The 24364-nt window shown below is 40.5% G+C and carries 20 protein-coding genes and 1 tRNA gene; 13 read left to right on the forward strand and 8 right to left on the reverse strand.

Going from position 1 to position 24364, the window contains the following annotated elements; translation table 11 throughout:
* Window positions 1–120 precede the first annotated feature (120 nt).
* Window positions 121–960, reverse strand: coding sequence for an alpha/beta fold hydrolase (locus XEN7305_RS06735; protein ID WP_006508619.1), 840 nt, complete (start codon window positions 958–960; stop codon window positions 121–123).
* A 23-nt stretch (window positions 961–983) separates the two neighbouring features.
* Window positions 984–3221 carry a glycogen debranching protein GlgX gene (glgX, locus tag XEN7305_RS06740; RefSeq protein WP_006508620.1) on the reverse strand — a complete coding sequence of 746 codons (2238 nt, stop codon included), beginning with the start codon at window positions 3219–3221 and terminating at the stop codon, window positions 984–986.
* An 801-nt stretch (window positions 3222–4022) separates the two neighbouring features.
* On the opposite strand from glgX, the gene XEN7305_RS06745 reads away from it, so the two are divergent.
* The 3 genes from XEN7305_RS06745 to XEN7305_RS06755 all read left to right on the forward strand — a co-directional run bounded on the left by XEN7305_RS06745 (window position 4023) and on the right by XEN7305_RS06755 (window position 8666).
* A complete protein-coding gene (locus XEN7305_RS06745; protein WP_040896983.1) occupies window positions 4023–4787 on the forward strand; it encodes an SDR family oxidoreductase in 765 nt (254 codons plus the stop codon).
* A 100-nt stretch (window positions 4788–4887) separates the two neighbouring features.
* Complete coding sequence (locus tag XEN7305_RS06750) at window positions 4888–6237, forward strand: ELWxxDGT repeat protein (RefSeq protein ID WP_006508622.1); 1350 nt, start codon at window positions 4888–4890, stop codon at window positions 6235–6237.
* 191 nt (window positions 6238–6428) lie between these two features.
* On the forward strand, window positions 6429–8666 hold the full coding sequence (locus XEN7305_RS06755; protein WP_006508623.1) for a PBP1A family penicillin-binding protein: 2238 nt from the start codon (window positions 6429–6431) through the stop codon (window positions 8664–8666).
* A 104-nt stretch (window positions 8667–8770) separates the two neighbouring features.
* Here the strand turns inward: XEN7305_RS06755 and XEN7305_RS06760 are convergent, their stop codons facing one another.
* Window positions 8771–9319 (reverse strand): Uma2 family endonuclease, encoded by a 549-nt coding sequence (locus tag XEN7305_RS06760; RefSeq protein WP_006508624.1) that lies wholly within the window; start codon window positions 9317–9319, stop codon window positions 8771–8773.
* Between the two features lie 44 nt (window positions 9320–9363).
* On the opposite strand from XEN7305_RS06760, the gene XEN7305_RS29530 reads away from it, so the two are divergent.
* Window positions 9364–9570, forward strand: coding sequence for a hypothetical protein (locus tag XEN7305_RS29530; protein WP_006508625.1), 207 nt, complete (start codon window positions 9364–9366; stop codon window positions 9568–9570).
* A 361-nt stretch (window positions 9571–9931) separates the two neighbouring features.
* Here XEN7305_RS29530 and XEN7305_RS06770 read toward each other — a convergent pair whose 3' ends face one another.
* The gene (locus tag XEN7305_RS06770) at window positions 9932–12235 is read right to left on the reverse strand and encodes an SUMF1/EgtB/PvdO family nonheme iron enzyme (protein WP_040896975.1); all 2304 of its coding nucleotides are present in this window, start codon (window positions 12233–12235) and stop codon (window positions 9932–9934) included.
* Window positions 12236–12523: 288 nt separating this feature from the next.
* Here XEN7305_RS06770 and XEN7305_RS06775 point away from each other — a divergent pair, with 288 nt between their 5' ends.
* The gene (locus tag XEN7305_RS06775) at window positions 12524–13960 is read left to right on the forward strand and encodes a circularly permuted type 2 ATP-grasp protein (RefSeq protein WP_006508627.1); all 1437 of its coding nucleotides are present in this window, start codon (window positions 12524–12526) and stop codon (window positions 13958–13960) included.
* A 36-nt stretch (window positions 13961–13996) separates the two neighbouring features.
* Here the strand turns inward: XEN7305_RS06775 and XEN7305_RS06780 are convergent, their stop codons facing one another.
* On the reverse strand, window positions 13997–14359 hold the full coding sequence (locus XEN7305_RS06780) for a four helix bundle protein (protein ID WP_006508628.1): 363 nt from the start codon (window positions 14357–14359) through the stop codon (window positions 13997–13999).
* Between the two features lie 168 nt (window positions 14360–14527).
* On the opposite strand from XEN7305_RS06780, the gene XEN7305_RS06785 reads away from it, so the two are divergent.
* The 3 genes from XEN7305_RS06785 to XEN7305_RS28945 all read left to right on the forward strand — a co-directional run bounded on the left by XEN7305_RS06785 (window position 14528) and on the right by XEN7305_RS28945 (window position 16734).
* Window positions 14528–15550 (forward strand): alpha-E domain-containing protein, encoded by a 1023-nt coding sequence (locus XEN7305_RS06785; protein ID WP_006508629.1) that lies wholly within the window; start codon window positions 14528–14530, stop codon window positions 15548–15550.
* On the forward strand, window positions 15477–16337 hold the full coding sequence (locus XEN7305_RS06790) for a transglutaminase family protein (protein ID WP_040896986.1): 861 nt from the start codon (window positions 15477–15479) through the stop codon (window positions 16335–16337). The genes XEN7305_RS06785 and XEN7305_RS06790 overlap by 74 nt, the downstream gene beginning before the upstream one ends.
* A 226-nt stretch (window positions 16338–16563) precedes the next feature.
* Window positions 16564–16734, forward strand: a complete 171-nt coding sequence (locus XEN7305_RS28945; RefSeq protein WP_006508631.1) for a hypothetical protein — start codon at window positions 16564–16566, stop codon at window positions 16732–16734.
* A gap of 32 nt (window positions 16735–16766) precedes the next feature.
* Here XEN7305_RS28945 and crtH read toward each other — a convergent pair whose 3' ends face one another.
* A complete protein-coding gene (gene crtH / locus XEN7305_RS06795) occupies window positions 16767–18287 on the reverse strand; it encodes a carotenoid isomerase (RefSeq protein ID WP_006508632.1) in 1521 nt (506 codons plus the stop codon).
* Between the two features lie 219 nt (window positions 18288–18506).
* Here crtH and XEN7305_RS06800 point away from each other — a divergent pair, with 219 nt between their 5' ends.
* Together XEN7305_RS06800 and XEN7305_RS06805 are read left to right on the forward strand one after the other, a co-directional pair.
* Window positions 18507–19652: a quinone-dependent dihydroorotate dehydrogenase gene (locus XEN7305_RS06800; protein ID WP_006508633.1), complete on the forward strand. Its 1146-nt coding sequence runs from the start codon at window positions 18507–18509 to the stop codon at window positions 19650–19652.
* A gap of 141 nt (window positions 19653–19793) precedes the next feature.
* Window positions 19794–19865: transfer RNA gene (locus XEN7305_RS06805), tRNA-Thr, on the forward strand.
* Between the two features lie 167 nt (window positions 19866–20032).
* On the opposite strand, the gene XEN7305_RS06810 is transcribed toward XEN7305_RS06805, so the two are convergent.
* The gene (locus tag XEN7305_RS06810) at window positions 20033–20224 is read right to left on the reverse strand and encodes a hypothetical protein (RefSeq protein WP_040896978.1); all 192 of its coding nucleotides are present in this window, start codon (window positions 20222–20224) and stop codon (window positions 20033–20035) included.
* Window positions 20225–20264: 40 nt separating this feature from the next.
* On the opposite strand from XEN7305_RS06810, the gene XEN7305_RS06815 reads away from it, so the two are divergent.
* Complete coding sequence (locus tag XEN7305_RS06815) at window positions 20265–20642, forward strand: hypothetical protein (RefSeq protein WP_040896979.1); 378 nt, start codon at window positions 20265–20267, stop codon at window positions 20640–20642.
* Between the two features lie 249 nt (window positions 20643–20891).
* On the opposite strand, the gene gltX is transcribed toward XEN7305_RS06815, so the two are convergent.
* On the reverse strand, window positions 20892–22343 hold the full coding sequence (gene gltX, locus XEN7305_RS06820) for a glutamate--tRNA ligase (protein ID WP_006508635.1): 1452 nt from the start codon (window positions 22341–22343) through the stop codon (window positions 20892–20894).
* A gap of 137 nt (window positions 22344–22480) precedes the next feature.
* On the opposite strand from gltX, the gene XEN7305_RS06825 reads away from it, so the two are divergent.
* Both XEN7305_RS06825 and XEN7305_RS06830 read left to right on the forward strand, forming a co-directional pair.
* Complete coding sequence (locus tag XEN7305_RS06825; RefSeq protein ID WP_006508636.1) at window positions 22481–23029, forward strand: Uma2 family endonuclease; 549 nt, start codon at window positions 22481–22483, stop codon at window positions 23027–23029.
* 5 nt (window positions 23030–23034) lie between these two features.
* A complete protein-coding gene (locus XEN7305_RS06830) occupies window positions 23035–24213 on the forward strand; it encodes an AGE family epimerase/isomerase (RefSeq protein ID WP_040896988.1) in 1179 nt (392 codons plus the stop codon).
* Window positions 24214–24364 lie beyond the last annotated feature (151 nt).

A 24364-nucleotide genomic window follows, 5' to 3' on the forward strand; every position in this document is an offset into this window, starting at 1 on the left:
ATAAGTTAGAAGTAGTTTTATCCTTCTGCCCTCTCTCTTGGTGAGCGTTCCCTTGCGCCTGACGGCGGCGCGGGGTCTCACCGCTGCCCTCTGCCCTCTGCCTTCAAGGGCGAAGCCCCGTTAAATTATGTTTTTAGCCTCTAAAAATTCGGCTACAGTTCGATTAAAAGCCTCTGGTTCAACTAGAAAAGCCCAATGATTTCCTGGTACTTCGCAAATTTGGAGGTTTGATAAATAGGTTTTATAGGGTTTGAGTTGCCAATCAAGGCGATTTAATCCTTGATCAGGTTTGATAAATAGCGTGGGAATATCAATAGTTTTCGTTAATCCCTCAACCTGCATGACTTCTAGGAAAATGCGATCGCGAGCAGGCTTCGTAAATTTACTGCTCCAAGTACCATCAGGCTTTTCTTCGATACTGGCTTGAAATACCTGTTGTTGCAGACTGCTCCAACCGCGATATTGTTTCAGTTGACGAGCTAGTTTTTCTGATTCAGCATAACTAGCAAAAGATTGCATGGTTTTGAGAAACGGCAAAACTTGGTACAAAATTGGCAGAGTGATCATCAACCAATTGGGAATTGTTCCGATGAAAAAAGGATCGACGAGAATTAATTTCTGAAACCGTGCTGGATTTTTAGTCGACCAAATTGTCAATAATTTAGCACTCCAAGAATGAGCCAGAACATTGGCAGAAGACCAGCCAAGATGTTCCATGAGAGCTTCTAAATCCCTGATAAAATCATCGAACTGATATCCGTCCAATGGTTTGCTACTATCTCCATGACCTCGTAAATCGGGGGCTATAATATGATAATCAGCAGCTAAAGAATCTCCCAAACTTGACCAAACCAATCCGCAATCTGCTAGTCCATGTAATAGCAATAACGGTTTTTTGCCCTGATTCCATTCCCAGTAAGATAATTCTATTCCAGATAAATTTACGGTTTGGCGTATCATGATAAATTTCTTGATAGAACATTTCATTCATATTTGGCAATTTTAGCTGAATTGGCAAAACCAAATAGAGAAACATTATCACTGGCATCTCTTTTCATCGTTGCGACAACCATCATTTTTTGATTATTGGGCCAAACCTTATCTTCTAGGCATTTTAGTACCACAAGCGATCGCTCTGTGACTTTGATTGCCTTGCTCCCTTTGTAAGAACGCTTCTCTTCAACAAAACCTACATCATTAGTATCGATCGCCACCTGACATTGACGCTTCTGCAACTTTTCGGGCAGAGTAAACTCTACCATGGCGGATGTCGGGTTAAAACAGAGTAAGAAGTCATTATCTTTAGTCTCTCCAGCAATTTTCTGACTTTTTAACCAAAGACTAAAGGCACTAGCAGAATTCTCCCCATCTTGCTTGTTAATGACACTCCCACTGGAATCAAAACAACTCACCTCTAACCAATTGCGCTGACGAAATATCGGATGTTGACGGCGAAACTCTATCAGCTGACGCGTAAACTCCAACAATTGCTGATTTTCCCGGGTTAAATCCCAGTCAAACCAAGAAATTTCATTGTCCTGGGCATAAGGATTATTATTTCCTTTCTGCGATCGCCCCCATTCATCACCTCCCAACAGCATTGGTACACCTTGAGACAGGAGCAAAGTTGTGAGAAAGTTACGTTTTTGGCGCTCTCTTAACTGCAAAACTTGAGGATCATTGGTTTCTCCTTCGACACCGCAATTCCAGGACAGATTATTATTGGTGCCGCTATCTTCACCATTACAGTAGTTATGTTTCTGGTTATAGCTCACCAGATCATTGAGGGTGAAACCATCATGGCAAGTAATGAAGTTGATGCTAGCCTTTGGCAATCGACCATCATTTTGGTACAAATCGGGGCTGCCAATAAAGCGATCGCAAAACTCCCTGAGATTAATCTTTTCCCCTCGCCAAAAATCTCGCATGATATCTCGATATTCACCATTCCATTCTGACCATAAAACAGGAAAATTTCCCACCTGATAGCCTTCTGGAGTCACATCCCAAGCTTCGGCAATCAACTTCACCTGCGAGATCACAGGATCTTGATGAATAATATTGAAAAAAGCTGCGAATTTATCGAATTCATAGTTGGAAACCTGGATTTTTTGTCTTCTGTTACCGTGCGAAATATCTAGCTCGATCAACTCACCCCGTGCCAAGACAGGAGCAATATCAAAACGGAAACCATCGACATGCATCTCCTGTATCCAATAACGTAGACTGTCCATAATCAACTTAAGAACTTGGGGATGAAAAGGATTGAGACAATTGCCGCAACCTGTGAAACTCTCGATGTAATAGCGAGGATCATCTTCTTTCAAGCGATAGTAAACAGCATTGTCGATGCCGCGAAACGAGAGAGTAGAACCCAAATGATTGCCTTCTCCCGTATGGTTATAAACTACATCCAAAATTACTTCGATCCCCGCCGCATGTAGGCTTTTAACCATCTGCTTGAACTCGGTTACTTGCTGGCCGAGAATGCCACTAGCACTGTAGCCAGAATAGGGCGCAAAATAGCCGAGGGTATCATAACCCCAATAATTAGTTAGTCCTTGATCGGCAAGTAACCCTGCATAAATAAAGAAGTGATGGGTTGGTAATAGTTCTACTGCCGTCATTCCGAGGGATTTGAGATGGGCGATCGCAGCAGGATGAGCCAGCCCGGCATAGGTTCCCTGCAACTTCTGGGGTATTTCAGGATGCAGCTTAGTTAAACCCTTAACATGGACTTCGTAAATTACAGTTTCTTGCCAGGGAGTTTGTAACAAGCGATCGCCTGACCAATCGAAGGAGTCGTTGATAACAATCGATCTGGGAATGAGATGGGCATCATCGAGATTTGATATTGCTAAGTCTTGGGCCTCATCTTCCCAGGGATAACCAAAGATTGCTGCTCCATGACGAACCTCACCTGCGATCGCCTTAGCATAGGGATCTATCAGGAGTTTTTTTGCATTAAAACGATGTCCGTTTTCGGGTTCATGGGGGCCAGAGACTCGATAACCGTATTTCTGTCCTGGTTTGACCCCTGGGAGATAACCATGCCAAACATAATTTTCTACTTCAACTAGTGGCAAACGAGTTTCATTGTCCTGTTCGTCAAAGAGACAAAGTTCAACTGCTGTTGCATGTTCGGAGAACAAAGCAAAGTTTGTTCCTTCCCCATCCCAGGTAGCTCCTAGGGGATGAGTTTTGCCTGGCAAGACTTTCATATTTACAAACAATGGTGATTTTTTCACTATATAGCTCTTTTAGGGAACAGGGAACGGGGAATAGGGAACAGGAAAATATATCTCATTAATTTGAGCAACGCTATAACTTTCTTCTCAACCAAAAATTATTGGCTCTCTAGAAAATGCTCACAATCTTTTCTCTGTTGTAATACGTGTTTCTTTAAGATGCAAACCTCTGACACAAATATTACTTTTTGATCAAAAATTTTTGACTTGTGAGCATTGCCAAGTTTTTTACTTATTAATTGTTATTAATAGATGCAAGTTAGCCAACAAATACTAATCATTGATCAATTATGTTTGTGTCTTACACATAAAGATCTTTTTGATCACAGTTAAGCTTAAGGAGACTTAAACATGTTTCATTTTGAAATACAACAAGTCGTCGCTAATTCTAATTCTAATATGATGGCTTTCTAGTATTGCGTACTTAAAACCTGACATAGATTTTTTAAGACATTAAAAAGTTGCTAAAAATAGAATGTACAAAAAATCTCTGATTTTCAGGCTAAATAAAGGATTTGATTTTTTTGATGGGTTTAAAGATTTAGGGAATAGGGAACAGGAAAAATGTACCTCATGACCTAGAGCCCTTCTATGTGATTAGCACAATCATGGCTAATTGATTTCCCAAATCACAAATATCCCAAACAGCTTTTAAATATAGGCTGTCGCATTTTGTTGCTTATTTTCTGGATTTTAGTCTAGAAAAAATAGCCAACTTTAAAGTCTTTTAATCTAAGGCTAATGGATTGTAATGATGATTTTGAGGATTTTACTATGAATTTGAAGACCAAAACTGTATTAGTCACCGGTGCATCTCGGGGAATCGGCAAAGCAATAACCTTACAATTAGCCAAAAGAGGTGTGCAACGCTTGGTTCTTGTGTCGAGAAATCGTCAAAAACTGGCAGAAGTTGCTTCGGAAATTGACTATTTGGATGTTGAAGTTACGACTTTGGCTGTAGATTTAACTCAGTCAGTTGCCACAACTATTGCAATCTCCCAAGCATGGCGAAATTATGGCCCCATTGATATTTTGATTAATTGTGCAGGAGTCGCTCATCAGGCACCTTTTTTAGAGTCAAAAATTCCCAAAATGCAGGAAGAAGTTTCTTTAAATTTGATGGGAATGTTTACCATTGTGCGTCTAATTGCCAAAAGAATGGCAACTCAAAAATCTGGTGTCATTGTCAATGTGTCGAGCCTAATGGGTAAGGTGGCGGCTCCGACTATGGCAACCTATTCGGCAACTAAATTTGCGATCGTCGGCTTCTCTCAAGCTTTACGAGTAGAATTGGCACCTCATAATATTAAAGTTGTTGCTTTGCTGCCGTCCTTAACTAAGACCGACATGATCGCCAATCTCAAATTATTTCGTTGGGTTATTCCCATGACTCCTGAATCTGTGGCGAAATCTTTGATCATTGGTTTAAGTCGAGATTCTTCGGAGATTTTGGTGGGCTGGCAAAGTCATTTGGCTATCTGGTGTCAAAGGATTTTTCCTTGGCTATGGGAAAGGATTTTGTTAATGGCGGCACCTTGAACTATATAAAAACAAGATATTCGGCAATAATTTGACAAGAAAAAAGCAAGTATGCTAGATTTCTTGCATTTATTCAGATTATGACTATAAAAAGAAATATATGACTGCTAGTGTAGTTACTACTTTCAATTTCATTACGCCGAGTTTTGGGTTCCTTAACATCTTTGAACCGGTTGCCGATACTGACAATTTGTTGTTCTTTGTCAGAGGTAATTCCTTACTGGGGAGTGACGGGACAGAAACTGGTACATTTGAAATCACTAATTTTGGCAACAGTTTTTCCTCAGGCATAGTATCGCAAGATTCTACAAACATAAGTAGATTTTTAGGAATTAATGGGCAATTGTTTTTTGTCGTCTTGGACAATGAGACTGGAGAAGAGATTTGGACTAGTAACGGAACGGCGGAAGGAACTACTCTCTTACGAGACATTAACCCCCTTGGTTCGAGCCAACCTAGAGATTTCATCAGAGTCGGTGACATTCTGTTCTTTACTGCCTTTGATGAAGAAAATGGTCGAGCATTATGGCGAAGTGACGGGACAACCGAAGGCACTCAATTAGTTCAAGATATCAGCTCTGTAACTGGCGTTGTAACAAGTCCGAGTCCTTTTCGAAGCGAGTTTGTTGATGTTAATGGCACTCTGTTCTTTACCGCAACTACTGCACCCAATGGTTTGGGTTTTGGAGTATTTAAAAGTGATGGTACCGCAGAAGGCACTCAATTAGTAAGAGCCTTTGACCGAGATTTCCTAGAAGACTTTGTCGCTTTAGGTGATACTCTCTTTTTCGACAATAATGACAATCGAGATCCTGGATTATGGAAAAGTGATGGCACTCCAGAAAGCACTCAATTGGTCGCTGCAATTTCAGGTGATGAATTAACAGCTGTTGGCGATACGCTATTTTTTACAGCTAATGATGGGGTGAATGGCAGAGAATTATGGACAAGTGATGGTACCCCAGAAGGGACTCAAATGTTACTAGATATTCGCCCTGAGGAAAGAGTATCAGGAAGCCCAATCAACCTAGGTTCAGACCCCGAAGATTTAATTAATGTCAATGGCACTTTATTTTTTACAGCCGATGATGGAGTAAATGGTCGGGAATTATGGACTAGTGATGGCACCCCAGAAGGTACTCAATTGGTTAAAAATATCACAGAGGGCTTTACTTCAACATCGTTTGACAATTTTACTGTTGTCAATGACACTTTATACTTCACTTCAGCATTAGAGCTTTGGCAAAGTGATGGAACTGAAATTGGGACAATTCAAATCGAACCAGAACAGATAGCTGTGGGCGGTGATCAATTTACCGATTCTTTTCGACTCACAAGCGGTTCATCATTAGTGGAATTTAATGACGAATTAATCTTTTCCGGCTTTGCTTATAGCTTTGCAGAAGGAGGTGATACATTTGCATTATTAAGCCTGTCTAATCAGATTTGATGGGTTATATTTTAATAATTTTTCAGGTATTGGCGATTGTTAATCCCTGAATTGCTTTATTCTCTAATATTGACATTCTTAGAGATTAGATTCCCTATTGAAAATTGTCTAATTGTTAGCCGTTTCAGAACTTTTCTCTACAATGGAGGTTGCAGAAAATCCCTTGGCGTTTTTGCGCGAGATTGTAATCTATGACTGACCATAACTCCCAATCCCCTTTTTCCAGAATAGTTACTCAAACATTAGAGAATATTCAATCGCGGGTCAATTTTGATTCTTTTTCGCTGCGGCAAGGGGCAACAGTAGCCGAACTTAGAGTTAAGGATGGCGATCGCGAGGAGACCAGATATCCCCTGTTGGGCGATCGCTATACCATTGGCCGAAGTCCCCATTGTGATATTCAAATATTAGACAACGAGCTCGTCTCTCAAGAACATTGCTCTTTAATTAGAAATAAACGAAAACCCCGTTCCTTTATCGTTCGGGATGAGAATTCTACTAATGGTATTTATCGGGCAAAAAAACGCTTCAAAACATTTTCTTTGTATAACGGGGAAAGTTTTACCCTTGCGCCGACCGAATTAGAAGATGCGGTAAAAATTAGTTATTACAATCCTGTTCCCTGGTGGATTAAAATGCTGCGCTTTACTCTTTTTGGTAGCACAGGAGTATTAGGATTACTCATTTTATGGATGGGCATGGAATGGTCTAAGGTCTCGGTGAGTAAGTTACCGCAAGGGGAATCTCGTCCGATAATTGTCTATTCTGGGGAGCAAGTACCGATTAACCCTGTCGCAAATAATACTCATCGTGAACTACCACGACTCAAAGATTTTTCCCCCTATTTACCTCAAGCTGTAATTGCCTCAGAAGATAGTCGTTACTATTGGCATTTGGGAGTAGATCCCTATGGGATTGTCAGAGCGATTGTGACTAATTTACAGGCTTCGGGTTTAAAGCAAGGTGCGAGCACGATTACCCAACAATTGGCCCGTAGTTTATTTCCTGAAGTAGGTAGAGAAAACACTGCCGCTCGAAAATTGCGGGAGATGCTAGTAGCTATGAAGTTAGAAGCCTTTTATAGCAAGGATGAAATTTTAAAGACCTATCTTAATCGGGTATATTTGGGTGTTGGACTGTCGGGATTTGAAGATGCCGCTCAATTTTACTTTGAAAAATCGGCCAAGGATCTCGATATCTCTGAAGCTGCTACCTTGGTGGCAATCTTGCCTGCACCCAATGCCTATAACCCCGTTAAAGATTTGGAAACAGCTCTAGCTTTGCGCAACCGTGTGATTAATCGTATGGAAGAGTTGGGGATGATTACAGAAGCCGAGAGCGATCGCGCGCGAAGGTCAATTATTGAGGTTAGTCCGAAGGCTCGCCGTACCTTTTCTGATGCGATCGCGCCCTACTTTTACAGTTATGTTCTCGAAGAGTTACGCTCTTTTCTCGGTTCGGAGGAAGTTAAAAACGGTAATTTTATTGTCGAAACCGCTTTAGATCCCAAATTACAAAAGGCTGCGGAATTATCTTTGGCCAACTCAATTAACGAAGATGGTTCGCGGTTGGGTTTTTCTCAGGGCGCGGTTGTGACTTTAAATAGCAAAACTGGGGAAATAGTGGCTCTTGTTGGTGGTGCTGATTATAGTACTAGTCAGTTTAACAGAGCGACTCAAGCTAAAAGACAACCAGGATCGACTTTTAAGATCTTTGCCTATGCTGCTGCGATCGCGAATGGCATAAATCCCAATAAAGAATATTCTTGCAACTCTGTATCCTGGAGAGGACAAAGATATCGCGCTTGTGAAAGAAGTAGTGGCAATATCGATATGTATCGCGGTCTAGCTCAATCGGAAAATGCGGTTGCTTTGCGAGTTGCCCAGGATGTGGGTTTGAATCGAGTTGTCGAAATGGCAAATAATATGGGGATTGAATCGCCTTTAGCGCAGGTGCCTGGTTTGGTTTTGGGGCAAAGTGAGGTTAGTGTGCTCGAAATTACAGGTTCTTACGGAGCCTTGGCCAATAATGGTATTTGGTATCGTCCCCATGCAATTCGCCGAATTCTTGATGGTAGTGATTGCAGTAATCCTCAGGATCTAAAAACCTGTCGCGAAATTTACAATTTTGAGAAGCAGCAACATAACCGTCGTCAGGCGATCGAGCGAAAAGTTGCTAAAAGAATGACTAATATGTTGCGTCAGGTGGTGGATCAGGGAACAGGGAGAGCGGCGAAGTTAGGAGAAGGAGAAGCGGGAAAAACAGGAACTACCGATAAAAATGTGGATTTATGGTTTATTGGTTATGTTCCCAAGGAAGATTTGGTGACGGGAATTTGGCTCGGCAACGATGATAATTCGCCAACTCAGGGTAGTAGTTCCCAAGCTGCTAGGCTATGGGGCAAATATATGCGAGAGTTTGTGGATTGAAAGGCGTGTAGCTAAGATGCTGGCTAATCTTCCGAATAGTGATGAAGCAATGATCAGAGGAAATATCTATAATACAAAAACTTTATAGTAACGAGAAAAAGTTGTTAAGATCTTCTGAGTAGAGTTGCTACTTCGATTTGAAGATCGGGAAAAGCGATCGCGTTTGTTGTCCCTTCATTGATGGTGAATTTGGTTTTGTAATCATTTCCCGATGGTTCCCGAAAAATAATTACTTCTGTTGCTTGCAAATTAATTACCCAATATTCATTGATTCCTGCATTGGCATAGATTCTTTTTTTTCTACCTAAATCATCTTCTAGTGTTGCGTTAGATACTTCAACTAGCCAGTAAATATCTTCGGTATGGGGATGTCGGGTTATGTAATTGCTATTAGGCAAGCGAACTATGGCAATGTCGGGTTCTGGTTCTGAATTGGCAAGGGTAATCGGATGTGCTTCAAATACTTTGGCTTGTCCACGCAGCAAGTCTCGGAAATATTCAGCTACTGTATCGTTGGTGAATCTGTGTAATGGTCCTTCTGGAGCCATCTCAATAATTTCTCCTTCTAATAGTTCTACAGAGCGATCGCGTAATATCCCGTTTTCAATCATCAGGTGATAATCTTCGACTGACCATTTGGCTAATGTTGTCATAATATTATGAACCTAAAAAGTTATTCATTCTAAATATTAAAGTAATGCCTACTAAAGATTATCAAACAGATTTACTGGAACGGCTAGCCAATGCCGAGTATGCAGCGCAATATTTAAAAGTTGCATTTGATGAAGCTCTTGTTGACGGAAATAAACCAGCTTTTTTATTGGCTTTAAAAAATGTAATTGATGCTAATGGCGGGATACAAGCATTAGAACATGAAGCTAAAATCCTTGACTGGAATTTATAGTAATTTCAAATAAAAAACATACGATATTCTGGGGGCAAACGGCCGTTCGCCCCTACTCTTGAAACATTAACTTCTGTGCTTAGTGCTGTAGGGATGATAATTGATTTAAAACCTTTGGTTAATAACTAGTGCCGCTGCGCGGAAGTAATAAGTAATAAGTAATAAGTAATGAGTAATAAGTCTTGATATATCAGCTTTTTGCTCTTCGTTGATAGTTGTCTTATTTACGCCCGCGTCCACTAGTGCTACTACAAGGAGATAAATATTGGTAATTCTTTTATCTATAGTATTCTTGTATTAAATAAGTAATATAAGCGATTTTTTGCGCGCGCAAAGGGCAAAATGGCAAGAGGGCAAAGTGCTAAAGAATCCTCGGCACCATACATACAACTCGGAACCCGAAAGCGTTGTTGAACGCGATCTCGGGGTAAGTGAAGTAGCGGGCAGCTGAGCGGCAATCAATAGGAAGGCTGTTCCAAGAACCACCGCGTATTACTTTTTTGCTACCCGATCCAGATAACCATGCACTACCATCTTTTGGAGCATTCTCATAATTGTCATGCCAGTTATCTTGACACCATTCCCAAACATTGCCATGCATATCATATAAACCAAAAGCATTCGGCGTAAAGCTCCCTACTGTCGTTGTTTGTTTTCTATATTCTCCTTGAGGTTCACTAGCAAATGTATTGTTACCATCGTAATTAGCTAAATTTGTAGTAATCGTTTCTCCAAAGTGGAATGGGGTAGTTGTGACCGCGCGACAAGCATATTCCCATTCGGCTTCGGTCGGTAGTCGATATTTGTTTCCTGTCTTTTCTGATATTCTCTGGCAAAATTCAACTGCATCCTCCCAAGAAACTTGCTCCACAGGAAGATCATTCCCTTTGAAGTGAGATGGATTATTGTTCATCACTTCTTGGTACTGTGCCTGAGTTATCTGAAATTTCCCCATAAAGAAAGGTTGAACAGTCACCTCATGTTGCGGTTTTTCACTATCTTGCCCTTTACCTTCTGGCGAACCCATCATGAATTTACCGCCAGGGATGGAAACCATTTCTAGGTTAATACTATTGCCTAAATCTTCTTTAAAGAACTTAGCTTGTTTATTAGCGCGCTCTACTATTTCTCCCTTTTGATCTACCATTACGGTTTCAAATTTAAAAGCATCAAGTTCATCTACAGAAATATGAGTAGTCTTGGATTCTGGCTTAGATTGAGGTGTTGGTGATTTAGTAGATTCAGTTAAATTATCTGTTGATGGTTGATCCTTAACAATCTCACTTATTACAAATGCCGTCACCAAGCCCGCACTTCCGAAACCAGCCCATTTCAAAAACTGTTTTCTAGTTATTGGTGCTGATGTTGTAATTACTTCTTGTCGCCTTCTCCTTTGTAGTTTCCGTTGCTGTTGTAATCGCTCTGTCTCTTCCTGTTTTCGTTGTAATCTCTCTGCTTCCTTTTGCTGCCTTGTTCTCTGCTCCTCTTGTTCTTGCTGATATTTTGCTGCTTCTCGTTTTCTTAACCGTTCTGCTTCCTCTTGTTGTTGCTGCCTAATTTTCTCTTGTTCTCGTTGCTCAATTGCTTCTGCTTCTCTACGAGCAGCAAACTGTTCCAAATTCTCTTGATGCTGTTCTTCCCTTCTGATCTCATTCTCAGAAGTTTCTACCTCTACTCCTCTTGGTAAGTTGGCAGATTCAGATTCAGAAGTTGAACTGGCAGGTTCTTGAGTCAGACTCTGAGGTTTGACAATCCTTTTAACCGCAATCCTTTGAATAGCTTTTATAGCATCTAAATCCCCCCGAGACACCGCCAAGATTCTAATCCAGAGTTGCTCTGCCAACAGCAAATTACTCTCATTTTCCGCTAGAGAAGCCTGATACTTCAAAGGTTCAACATCTTTAAGAGTCGCAGATTGCTCCAGCAAAATAAAATACATCTTATAAGGTGGTTCCGCCTTCAGGTAAGGATTTTGCGCATCCTTGCCATAACGAGCATTTAAGCGAGGAACATAATGACGCAAATACTGATTAAGACGCTCTACGGTGGCACAATTCGCTTCCCCTTGAATCCGCAAACCTTCCAACAAAGCATAGGTAAAAGAACCATGTTGCAACTCATCAAACTCCCAAGACTTTTGGTTTGCAGTACAAGAATAAAAAGTGATCACGCCTTGATGTTGTTCCCTGCCAATCCCTACGCCGTCACGACTTCCTTGATCTCGACAGGCATCCAAAAATAGAACTACATTATCAGCACCCGATCGCCGTAATCTTTGAGTGACATATTCTACCGAAATAGCAGTATGTTCGACATCCCCAGGATCACTATCACATAACATCAAATAATCCTTGTCCCGATGCCGTAAACCATGACCAGCAAAGAAAAACCATAAATTGTCCTCTGGTTTCAATAATGGTCGTTCAATATTCTCAAACTGTGCTCGCAAAAATCGCCTGAGATGGCCATAGGTAGGGCTTGTGGGAATCGGAGGATTAGTTTGCTCGATCGCGGGAGAATCTGCGGTAAAGAGAAAAACCTGATCAAACTTAGCATCTTGCCCAAACCAATCCGCGATCGCCTCGGCATCCCGTTTGGCATATTTCAGCGAGGAAAGATTTTCATAAATATTAATTCCGATCGCGATCGCCCAGTTTCTCCCCATCTCCGAGATCTCCCTCGCCTTATCTTGTTCCCTTGCTAAATTATTCTTGTCTAGCAATAGTATTTCATTTCTGATTAGGCACTGCAAAGGAAATATTTTCTTTAACAATCCATCCATTAAAAAAAAGCCTGAAAAACAACAAAAATCAGAGCAAAAAGAAAGCTCTTCATCTTAAGAGAAATAAAAAATGTAGCTAAAGTAACATTCTGCCGTCCGAGATAAAGCTAAATCTAAATGTGATCCAATTTTTCCTTATCCCTCATTCCTCATCCCTCATCCCTTAAAAAGATGCCCTTTGACCTATACGACCCCGAAGAATTTTATGACGAACTATTTGTAGCCATTGGCAAGCCGCGATCGCATTCGGTCTCTTTGGTCAAACATATGGCTAGTTTAGGTATAGAGCAACTAGAACAACAGCGACTAACAGCAGAGATTGCTCTTTTCAAGCTGGGAGTGACTTTCAATGTATATAGTGATGATCGCGGCGTAGAAAAAATCTTTCCTTTTGATATTATTCCTCGCATTATCCCCTCGAAAGAATGGTCAAATCTGGAAACAGGTCTCAAGCAGAGAATTCAAGCCCTCAATCTATTTTTAAATGATATTTACGGCGAACAAAAAATAGTTAAAGATGGTAAAATTCCCGCAGAAATCATTGAGACAGCTTCCGGGTTTCTCAAGCCTTGTATTGGAGTTAAACCCCCAGGAGGGATTTGGTGTCATATTACGGGGACAGATTTGGTCAGAGATAAAGATGGGGCATGGTATGTATTAGAGGATAATTTGCGATCGCCTTCTGGAGTTTCCTACGTGCTAGAAAATCGTCGCGTCATGAAAAGCACCTTCCCCGAGATCTTTCAGACAATGGCCGTCGAGCCCGTCGATGACTATCCTAGTCAATTGCTCGAAACCTTATTAAATCTGGCACCGTCCCAGTTACCAAACCCCACAGTAGCGGTGCTGACTCCTGGTATTTACAACTCAGCCTATTACGAGCATTCCTTTTTGGCTCAACAAATGGGAGTTGAGTTGGTTGAAGGTCGAGATTTGGTAGTGGCAGATGGCTATTTGCAAATGCGAACTACCAAAGGATTGCGTCGGGTTGATGTTGTTTATCGTCGCATCGATGACAATTTCCTTGATCCTTTGGCCTTTAATCCCGACTCATTACTAGGAGTCCCAGGATTGATGGAAGTCTATCAACAGGGCAAAGTTGCACTAGCTAATGCTCCAGGTACAGGAGTTGCTGATGATAAAGTTGTCTATGCTTATGTTCCTGAGATGATTCGATACTATTTGGGTGAAGAGCCAATTTTGGCTAATGTTCCCACCTATCTTTGTTGGCGAGACAGCGATCGCGAGTATGTACTAAATAATTTAGAAAATCTAGTAGTCAAAGCAGCCAATGAAGCTGGAGGCTATGGTATGCTCATTGGGATTAAATCTACAGCCGCCGAGCGAGAAGAATTTGCCCAAAAAATTATTGCCCAACCTCGCAACTATATTGCCCAACCAACCTTGAGTTTATCTCGGGTTCCGACGGTGATTGATGGCAAAGTCGAAGGCAGACATGTTGATTTGCGCCCTTATATTCTCCATCGTGGAGAGGAAATTTATGTTCATCCAGGAGGGTTAACTCGCGTTGCTCTTAAGAAAGGCTCTTTAGTTGTTAATTCTTCCCAAGGAGGAGGAAGTAAAGATACTTGGGTCTTGAATAAATGATGAGGGATGAAGGATGAGGGATGAGGAGAAAGGCAATTATTTTTTAGTTTGTTTTTGTTTTACTTTTTTGACAGAGGTAATGAAAATGGCTGTTAATTCTGAGGCTTCTATAAGAAGACTTTTAAGTTTCGCTTCTGATACTAAATTAGATTCGATAAGTAACTCTAACCAGTACACGGTTTCCTCTAATTCTTGTAATCCAGTTTCGATTTTGCTGATAAATTCGGCATTTGAGCGACTGCGAAAAGCTTCTCGATAATGTGCTCCCACTGAAGTTCCCGATCTCAAAACTTGTTTTCCAATCACTTGTGCCACTGTTGAAGAAGATGGTAAGGACGAATAAAGACGAATTATCCTCAAAGCAAATTTTTTTGTCCTCTGTCTCAAATCCTGTGCCATATACCCAAGTTTCTAAATCTAAGGAGTCCCTCTTAAATTTGTTATGCCCAAAATTTAAACTTTCCTTATCCCTCTCTTGGTCAGCGTTCCCTTGCGTCTTACGCCGACGCGGGGTCTGACCGCTCATCCCTCATCCTTTATCCTTTATCCCTCATCCCTTATTTTTATATGTTGAGTAGAGTAGCTGATTCAATTTATTGGTTAAATCGTTATATAGAGCGAGCTGAAAATATAGCTCGTTTTATCGATGTCAATCTTAATTTAATGCTAGATTTACCCGCCGGGGTCGTCCAACAATGGCATCCTTTAGTTGCTGTCACAGGAGACATGGAGTCATTTAGCGATCGCTATAAAGAAGCGAATAGTGAAAATGTTATTCAATTTCTGACCTTTGATGAAACTTATCCCCATTCAATTTTTTCTTGTCTTAAAATAGCTAGAGAAAATGCACGATCAATTCGCGAAGTTATTTCTTCGGAAATGTGGGAGGAAGTTAATTCTTTTTATTTAATGCTCAAAGAAGGCTCAACATCTACTTCTCTGAGTACTTTGCCGACATTTTTTAGTCACGTCAAAATGGCAAGTCATCGTTTTGCAGGAGTGATGGATGCGACCATGTCCCATAATGAAGGTTGGCATTTTGGTCAGATGGGAAGATTGCTAGAAAGAGCTGATAAGACTGCTCGAATCTTGGATGTGAAATATTTTCTGCTGTTGCCTTCTGCTGAATGGGTGGGTACGCCATTAGATCGTATTCAATGGATATCTTTGCTCAAATCGGCTAGTGCCTATGAGATGTATCGCAAATGTCAACATCATATTACCCCCAGTTGTGTAGCAGAATTTCTGATTTTAGATCGTAAGTTTCCGCGATCAATTTATTTCTGTTTATGGCAAGCAGAGCAATGTCTTCATGAAATTACCCAGACTCCTACTGGTAGTTGGTGTAATAGGGCAGAAAGAGCTTTAGGTAAATTGGGTTCTCAACTGGGATATCTAACTATCGACGATATTATTGAGTCTGGTCTACATGAATTTTTAGACCAAATGCAAAATTCCATTAATCAAGTGGGCAATGAAATCTATACAAGTTTTATCGCGCTAGGTGATTCTTACTGTGCTCTACCAAATCAGTCATCAAACAACATACAGTTTCAGTCAAGCAGTTCTACTCAAACCACATATTCTTAGATTATGCCCTCGCTCTGATTCTTTTAACCAACTTCAGCAGTTTGCTCTCTCGGTACAACCTGAACCAGAAGGTAGATCTGATCTTGTCGATTTAGATGGCAATAATATCATTAAACTTTGGTTTGCAAACCCGACGGAACAATTAAATATTCAGATCTCAGCCCAAGTAGCAACTAGTTGCTCTAATCCTTTTAACTATCTTCTTGAACCTTGGGCGATGTCTTTACCTTTTGATTACCCCGGTTCTCTATTACGGCAATTAGATCCCTATTTAAAACCTTATGGCTTCGTAAACGATAGTTGCGCTTTAGAATTAGCTCAAGATATTTTTGCTGCTGCTCAAGGAAATACTTTAGATTTTCTGTTCACTTTAAATCAACGTATTTATCAAGAATGCGAATATATCATTAGGCAGTCTGGGGCCGCCTTTCCCGCAGGTATCACTTGGCGACGCAAACAAGGTTCTTGTCGTGATTATACGGTGTTATTTATTGAGGTTTGCCGCGCAATGGGAATTGCTGCGAGGTTTGTTAGTGGCTACCAAGAAGGTGATGAGGAGCAACAGAATAGAGATTTACATGCTTGGGTAGAAGTTTATTTACCTGGTGCGGGTTGGCGAGGTTACGATCCTACTCTGGGTCTGGTGGTTAGCGATCGCCATATTCCCCTAGCTGCCAGTGCAATTCCCGACTATGCGGCCCCTGTGGTCGGTTCTGTGATAGCTCTCAAAACTGGTCAGAATATTACCTCTCAGATGGAAGCTCAAATCTCAATTGTTTTCAATTAGCTTTAAGCTTTAAGCTCTAAGCCCTAGGCTTTTTTTGATTTCTCAATTCACAGTAAAAAAACATTATTTTCTCCATATAAGTACTGAAACATTATTAAATACAACTAGATAAAATTAGCCGGTCTATTAATAGAAATTCAGTAGTTTTCCGATTGTTTAAAATAAATTTAAAGTCTTATCATATTAGATAAATAAGTTATTAATTTCTCAAAAACTTTTTAAAACTATGATTACTGGAATTTTAAGTGGTTTGGGTGTGATTTTAGCTCCCTGTGTAGGTTTTGTTACTGTGGGAACTATTGGCTTAGATATTGCCTTGGGCGCAGATATAGCTTTGATCTTAATCGCGATCGCAATGTATATTAACCACAATGACAGAATGTCCAACATTTGTTGATCAAGACTAAGTAACTGATAACTGTTTACTGATTAAAGTCCTAAATCCACTGCTACACGATGACCACAGGCAAACCCAGAAAAGGCCACGGCATTGAGCCCTTGACCAGGAAAAGTGCTATCGCCTACACAATAAAGTTGAGGAATTCCTGTGCGATTAAACGGCATACCCAATAATCCCGCAAGTTTACGGCTAGGAATCGGGCCATAGGTCCCATCCTCTCGACCGAGAAAGCGTCGATGAGTGCGAGGCGTCCCCACTTCTTGATAATCTAAGCCCGCACTTAATCCTGGAAAAATAGTTTCTAGACGATGGATCAAATGCTCAGCTGCTGCTTCTTTTTTCTCTTGATAGGCTTGAGGTGATAAGCCCTGCCAATCTTCGATCCAACTGGGGGTAAAAGTATGAATAATATGATGTCCTGCTGGGGCGAGATCAGGATCTAATAGAGTAGGAATCGAAACAAATATTGTCCCCTCGGGGTTTTCCATGTTATTCCATTCTTCCAGCAAAATATGATGACATTCTGTCCCAATGGGTAAAACCTCGGCCTTGACTCCTAGATGTAAACTCAGAAAACTAGGAGATTTTTGATAACGTTTTTGCCATCTTTTTTCTTTGGCTGGCATCTTGTCAGGAGATAATAATTTCTCAAAAGTATCCCAACGAGTAGCATTCGAGACAATGCGTTTGGCATAATATTCTTTGCCGTTGACAAGTTTGACCCCAACTGCCTTGCCATTTTCTAATAAAATTTCTTTTACTCTTGCTTTGTACTGAATTTCTCCACCAGATTTTTCCAGTCCTGTAGCTAGTTTTTGAGCGATTTGACCTACTCCCCCTTTGGGATAGTTAATACCTCCATAATGGCGATCGGAAAATACCATGCCTGCATTAATTGCTGGGGTGTGAGATGCAGGCATCACTGACCAACAATAGCATTCCATATCGATAAATTTTAGAAGTTTTGGGTCTTTGATATGGCGGCGGGCAATATCTCCTGTGTTCTGCGGCAAATATTTTACTAAACCCAGACAACTTAGAGGATGCTGAAAAAATACTCGCATCAAGTAGCCAATTTCTTCTAGAGACAGTAACTCCATGGAGTTGAGGCAGTTGAAGATATTCCAACATTCACCATAAAAGCGACGAATGCCCTTTTCTTCGTGGGGAAAAATCGCAATTAGCTCTTGCAAAAATTTTTCATAGTCGCGATGAACTTTTAATTCTAGGCCATCAGGCAAGTGATAATGAATTTGTACCGGATCAACCATCGTTTCGATGCTCATTCCCACAGCGTCCAAGGCGCGAGTCAGCAAGTTGGTTGTGCCTTTTTCGCCAAAACCAAAGATCATTGATGCGCCAACATCGAAGCGATATCCTTCCCGCTCAAAATATCCAGCACTTCCTCCAGGAATCAGATAACTTTCTAAGACGAGAACTTTAGCTTTCTTGGCTGCTAACTGCGTGGCCGTTACTAAACCTCCAATCCCAGAGCCAATAACAATTACGTCATAATCTTCAGTTCGGGAAACTTCTGCTGTCGCGCTCATAAACTACCAGTCTTTAAAATTTCTTTAATATTTGCTAAATATATAGTTTACAACCAAAAAAACTATCGTTGTACAATCACATCGCGATTAGTGTTGAGCTATAAGCTTTTTTAATTACTTTAGTTTAACTATATTCTCAAATGTCAAAGATTTGCTGCAAATCACGAGGAGAAGAATTGCTCTAAAATGCAATGAGTTTGTGAAATCTGACCCTAAATAATGCTGAAATTTACCAAACCTTTTTATCCTCTATTACTTGCTGCCGTTAAAAGTGATCCAGAAACTGCTCATCGCCAACTATTAGATAGCCTAACTAAGCTGGAAGCTGCTCGCGATCGCCCATGGGGAAAACTAGCAATTCAACAATTGGAAAATTCTTTTACGCTGCAAGATGCTCGTCTCCAACAAAATCTATGGGGCATGAATTTTCCCAACATCTTTGGCTTAGCAGCAGGTTTTGATAAAGATGGGACAGCAGCAGGCATTTGGGATAGCTTTGGGTTTGGGTTTGCTGAATTGGGGGCGGTTACCTATCATGCTCAACCAGGAAATCCTCGTCCTCGAATGTTTCGCCTCCCAGAAGACAAAGCAGCTTTAAATCGCATGGGAGCCAATAGTCTCGGGGCGGCAGTCATGGCCGATACTCTGGCGCAAATTTGGCAAAGAAAAGCCCGTAGTATTCCCATTGGCATCAATTTATGTAAGTCCAAGATTGCTAATTTGGAAGATGCGGCACAAGATTATGTGGATAGTTTTAAACTTTTACAAGACACTGCTGATTACTTTGTCATTAATGTGAGTTCTCCCAACACTCCGGGATTGCGATCGCTACAGTCGGGAGAACAACTAGAACCAATATTAGCGGCATTACAAGAAGCTAATACCAAGAAACAGCCGATCCTAATTAAAATTGCCCCAGATCTTGATTGGGAAGAAATTAAAGATATTCTTGATTTAGCACTCAAGTATCAATTAGATGGTGCGATCGCAACTAATACCACAATTCGCCGAGATGGCTTAAAAACTCAAATCCTTAAGGAAACAGGTAATTCCATTACAGAAGAAGCTGGGGGAATTAGTGGTAAACCTGTAAAAGAAAGATCTACTGAGGTAATTGGCTTTATTTATCAAGAAACAGGCGGTAAATTGCCAATTATTGGAGTTGGCGGCATTTTTAATGCTCAGGATGCTTGGGATAAAATTGTTGCAGGAGCGAGTTTATTACAGGTCTATACTGGCTGGGTTTACCAGGGCCCTTGGATGGTCAAGGATGTTTTATCAGGAGTGTTGCAGCGCGTCGAAAGTGCAGGGTTAGAACATATTAATGATGCAGTGGGCTTGAAATATAGACAGGAGGGTTTGTAGCACAGCCTCAGAAAAGCTCCCTTGGCAATTATTTGAGAAACTCACTTGTAAAGTAACTTTCTACTTGTTATTATGGTTCAGGTCTTGAAAAGGCTAGTGAATTTCGGAAATTAGTCTTTGCGAAAATTATTTTCTGGTTTTGCCCTTGTAGCTCAGTGGTAGAGCGCACCCTTGGTAAGGGTGAGGTCACGAGTTCAATCCTCGTCAAGGGCTTATTATATAACAAGGGTTTCAGCACTCTACTCGCGGATGTAATTACTCGCTACCAGAAAGGGCAAAGCGTTCTCTATTTTGCTTTGACTCCTCACTGAATATCTACAGTCTTAAAACTATATCGAGATGTGATTTTGTTGGAAGTTCCTTTTACCTCTCTTCCAGAATCACAGAAGGGCATAAGATTCTACTATAGGGATTAACTCTTCCAGGGCAACGCCTTTATCTGGCAAGGTTAAATCTAACTTTTCTTTGAGGACATTAGGCGTTTGATAATCGACAACTTTTGAATTACTTGCTAAATATTTGCCTATTACAACAACTGCTTGATTTAGAGTTTTTCTAAATTTTCCATCCAATTATTCTAAAATAGAACTCTACATAGATTTGCAGGAAATCATGAAAAATTTCCCATATCAAAAAATATTGTCAGTTCTTGTTTTAACAATATTGATTTCCCTCATGATTATTAGCACCACTAACCTAAACGTTGTTGGTCAATCAACGACGGGTCTTAATGCAGAAATTAGTAGTTTAAGATCCAGAGTTAATCGTTTGGAATCAGAAATTAGAAGATTGGGTCGCTCTAGTAATTTACCCACCAGCCCCAGAGAACCTAATCCTCCACGGACTGGTTCCCCTGCTGAGATTAACGGCAACTTAGTTGGTAGTAGTGATCCTCTATTCGAGAGATTTGCTACTTTGTTAATCGAATTAAAAGAAGATGTTCGAGATCTCAATCGAAGATTGACTGAAGTTGAAACTCAAATAAATTAGGTTTGAGGTTTTAGGTGGTAGGTTTTAGGTTGAACTTGGAGATTTCCAAGGCAACAAGATTACGAGTATCAGAGTTGCTATATACAACGTCAGTTCGACGAATTTTCCTTTTGATTAAGTTTCCCAAGTTGAACCACGAAGTAATAGGCTTTTCCCTAGATCCCCAAATCCCCAAATCCCCAAATCCCTAAGTCCCTATTCAAAACTAGTAAATTTTGTACTCATCGAACTCACGTTATATACAAGTAATCAATCTATCAAACTTAAGGCTTTCTCTAAACGAAGTTTATCCCATCCTTTTTGATGCAATAATAACCAAGATTGAGTCAAATCAGGACCATGCATTTCGCCAGTCAACCCAGCACGCAAAGATCGCATTACTAGACCTTTTTTCACTTTAAGACCTTTAGTAACTTGCTTGATAATGGCTTTAGCCTCATCAGCTCCCAAAGTTTCCGCTTCATCTAGGGCTGTGATCACTCCTGAGAGAATATCACTCACATTTTCTTGCTTGAGAAACGCGATCGCCTCATCTGTATAGGCAACGGATTCAGCAAAAAACATTTTGGTTTCTGATACCCCATCACTAAGCCGATTTAAGCTAGGAGCAATCATAGCCGCGAGACTTTCTAGCCAAGAGCGATCGCCTTCTAAATCTATTGAATAACCAGCATCTTGCCAATAGGGAATTAATAATTCCACTAGCTCGCCCGCAGGAATTTGATGAAGATACTGACTATTAATCCAATCAAGTTTCGCCCAATCAAATTTGGCTCCTGCCTTGTTCACTCTCTCCAACTCAAACTTTTCAGCGGCTTGCTCTAGAGTAAAAATTTCTTCAGTAGAATCGGGGGGAGTCCAGCCCAAAAGAGCCATATAATTAGCCAAAGCAACTGGTAAAAACCCCATTTTCCGAAAATCATCAATCGAAGTTACACCATCTCTTTTAGAAAGTTTTTTCCCTTCTTCATTAAGAATGAGCGGTGTATGAGCAAAAACAGGGATATCTGCCCCCAATGCTTCATAAAGTAAAATTTGTTTCGCTGTATTGGCAATATGATCTTCTCCCCGAATAACATGGTTAATCTCCATATCCATATCATCAACCACTACCGCCAAATTATAGAGGGGTTGACCAATGCCATCGCTTTCTCCAGCACGTGCTATTACCATGTCCCCCCCTAAGTCGCTACCTTTCCATAACACACGACCTCTGACCGCATCTTGCCAACTAATTTCGCGATCGTCATCAATTTTAAATCTGATCACAGGTTTGCGTCCTGCTGCTGCGAAATCTGCCTTTTCTTGTTCGGTTAAATTACGATGACGATTATCATAACGGGGCGCTAAACCATTAGCTTTTTGTTCTGACCGCATTTGGTCTAGTTCTTCGGTCGTGCAATAACAAAGATAGGCTAAATCTTGATCTAAAAGAGTTTGAATTGCTGCCTGATATTTATCTAAACGCTGCGTTTGAAAAAATGGCCCCTCGTCCCAGTTCAAACCGAGCCATTCTAGTCCTGATTTAATATTTTCTGTATATTCTGGTCGCGATCGCGCCTTATCAGTATCTTCGATGCGTAAAATAAACTTACCGTTCTGATGCCTTGCATAGAGCCAATTAAAAACGGCAGTCCGCGCCGTCCCAATATGTAAATTTCCCGTTGGGGAAGGAGCAATTCTCACTCTAACAGTCGTCACAGAACACCTCTTACTTTTTTTGCGTACAATCCCCCATTGTATCTTTCAGAGTTCACTTGTAGGCTTAACAATTTACTTGCCAAATCAAAAAACCATTATCCTATTAGAGAGCAGCTTGGTTTATTTGGTGACCTATCATGACTTTAACTACTTATAAATGGTCAGTAGAACAATGGCATAAATTAGTTGAATCTGGATTATTAGAAGGGAAATCAGTTGAGTTACTAGAAGGAGAAATTGTTGCAATGAGTCCAGAAGGAATTCCCCATAGTTATACCAACGACAGTGTTGTTAAATACTTAAGGAAGCTCCTAGAAGGATTAGCAGATGTTAGAGAGTCACATCCCATTACTCTAGATAATTCCGAACCTGAGCCTGATATCGCTATCGTACGCCTACCAGAAACTACTTATCGTAATCATCATCCTTATTCCCAGGATATTTATTGGTTAATTGAAATTTCTAATAAAACATTGAAAATAGATTTAGAACAAAAATCTAAAATTTATGCTCGTAATGAAATTGCTGAATATTGGGTGATTGATTTAGCAAACAAGAAACTAATTGTTCATACCCAACCCAAAGGTGAAAAGTATTTACAAATTGTTGAATATAAATTGGGAAAAGTTACGCCTCAAGCATTTGTCAATCTTGAGGTTTCATTAAACAAACTTTTATTATTTTGATGGTGATGAGTTATCAATTTTCTGAGCTTTCTGCACTCTACAAGAGTACTTTACTAGAGAATGTAATTCCTTTTTGGGAAACAAATTCCCTTGACTGGTCTCATGGTGGTTATTTCACCTGTTTAGATAGAGAAGGCAAAGTTTACGATACTGATAAATTTATCTGGTTACAAAATCGGCAGTTATGGACTTTCTCCATGCTCTACAATCGATTAGATAAGAAAGAAAGCTGGCTCAAGATTGCTCATCACGGTGCAAAATTTCTAGCAGAGAAGGGCAGAGATTCTGAAGGGAACTGGTATTTTTCCTTAAACCAAGCAGGAGAACCTTTAGTTCAACCCTACAACATTTTTTCTGATTGTTTTGCGGCGATGGCCTTTAGCCAATATGCTTTAGCCTCCGGAGAAACTTCAGCCCAGGAAATTGCGTTGCAAGCTTACAAGAATGTTCTGCGTCGTCAAAAAAATCCTAAAGGAAAATATAACAAAACTTTTCCTGGAACTAGAAATCTCAAAAGCCTAGCTGTACCAATGATTTTAGCGAATCTTTCTCTAGAAATGGATTGGCTTTTGCATAGTGAGCAACTTGAGGAAATTTTGGATAATACAGTGCAGGAAATCATGACAGATTTTATAGATCCCGAACTAGGATTGATGTACGAAAATGTTACGCCCGATGGTTCTTTTATGGACTGTTTTGAAGGCAGATTAATTAATCCTGGTCATGGCATTGAAGCAATGTGGTTTGTCATGGATATTGCCCGTCGTCGTCAGGATACGAAATTAATTAATCAAGCTGTAGATATCATGCTCAATATTCTCAATTTTGGTTGGGATACTAAATATGGGGGCATTTATTATTTTTTGGATCTTAAGGGTCATCCCCCGCAACAATTAGAGTGGGATCAAAAATTATGGTGGGTTCATTTAGAATCTCTAGTTGCCTTAGCAATGGGTTATGGTCTAACTCAAAGAGCAGAATGCTGGCAATGGTATCAAAAAGTTCATGATTACACTTGGCAACATTTTCCCGATTCCGACAATGGGGAATGGTTTGGTTATTTGAATCGTCGTGGGGAAGTTTTGCTTAATCTCAAGGGCGGTAAATGGAAAGGCTGTTTTCATGTCCCGAGAGGTTTATATTTATGCTGGCAGCAATTTTCGGATTCTGCGACCAATAAATAAACCACAAAAAAAGAGCTAGCAACTATTGACTAGCTCTTTTGTATTTAAAACGAAGGCAGAAGAATGAAGGCAGAAGGCAGAAGGTAACTGGCATAGTGGGAGAATTAGACTCACCACTATGCCCTGTTCCACTTAAAGAAGTGGAGGAATT

It is taken from the genome of Xenococcus sp. PCC 7305 (assembly GCF_000332055.1).
GTDB lineage: Bacteria > Cyanobacteriota > Cyanobacteriia > Cyanobacteriales > Xenococcaceae > Xenococcus.

Bases quoted from the DNA above. Each gene is read 5' to 3' on its own strand.
- XEN7305_RS29530 (WP_006508625.1), top strand. From the start codon at position 9,364: ATGCCTACTAAAGATTATCAAACAGATTTACTGGAACGGCTAGCCAAT.
- XEN7305_RS06825 (WP_006508636.1), top strand. From the start codon at position 22,481: ATGACTTTAACTACTTATAAATGGTCAGTAGAACAATGGCATAAATTA.
- XEN7305_RS06745 (WP_040896983.1), top strand. From the start codon at position 4,023: ATGAATTTGAAGACCAAAACTGTATTAGTCACCGGTGCATCTCGGGGA.
- XEN7305_RS06780 (WP_006508628.1), bottom strand. From the start codon at position 14,359: ATGGCACAGGATTTGAGACAGAGGACAAAAAAATTTGCTTTGAGGATA.
- XEN7305_RS06760 (WP_006508624.1), bottom strand. From the start codon at position 9,319: ATGACAACATTAGCCAAATGGTCAGTCGAAGATTATCACCTGATGATT.
- XEN7305_RS06775 (WP_006508627.1), top strand. From the start codon at position 12,524: ATGCCCTTTGACCTATACGACCCCGAAGAATTTTATGACGAACTATTT.
- XEN7305_RS06770 (WP_040896975.1), bottom strand. From the start codon at position 12,235: ATGGGGAGAAACTGGGCGATCGCGATCGGAATTAATATTTATGAAAAT.
- glgX (WP_006508620.1), bottom strand. From the start codon at position 3,221: ATGAAAGTCTTGCCAGGCAAAACTCATCCCCTAGGAGCTACCTGGGAT.
- XEN7305_RS06815 (WP_040896979.1), top strand. From the start codon at position 20,265: ATGAAAAATTTCCCATATCAAAAAATATTGTCAGTTCTTGTTTTAACA.
- XEN7305_RS06830 (WP_040896988.1), top strand. From the start codon at position 23,035: ATGAGTTATCAATTTTCTGAGCTTTCTGCACTCTACAAGAGTACTTTA.
- XEN7305_RS06800 (WP_006508633.1), top strand. From the start codon at position 18,507: ATGCTGAAATTTACCAAACCTTTTTATCCTCTATTACTTGCTGCCGTT.
- XEN7305_RS06785 (WP_006508629.1), top strand. From the start codon at position 14,528: ATGTTGAGTAGAGTAGCTGATTCAATTTATTGGTTAAATCGTTATATA.
- XEN7305_RS06750 (WP_006508622.1), top strand. From the start codon at position 4,888: ATGACTGCTAGTGTAGTTACTACTTTCAATTTCATTACGCCGAGTTTT.
- XEN7305_RS06735 (WP_006508619.1), bottom strand. From the start codon at position 960: ATGATACGCCAAACCGTAAATTTATCTGGAATAGAATTATCTTACTGG.
- XEN7305_RS28945 (WP_006508631.1), top strand. From the start codon at position 16,564: ATGATTACTGGAATTTTAAGTGGTTTGGGTGTGATTTTAGCTCCCTGT.
- XEN7305_RS06755 (WP_006508623.1), top strand. From the start codon at position 6,429: ATGACTGACCATAACTCCCAATCCCCTTTTTCCAGAATAGTTACTCAA.
- crtH (WP_006508632.1), bottom strand. From the start codon at position 18,287: ATGAGCGCGACAGCAGAAGTTTCCCGAACTGAAGATTATGACGTAATT.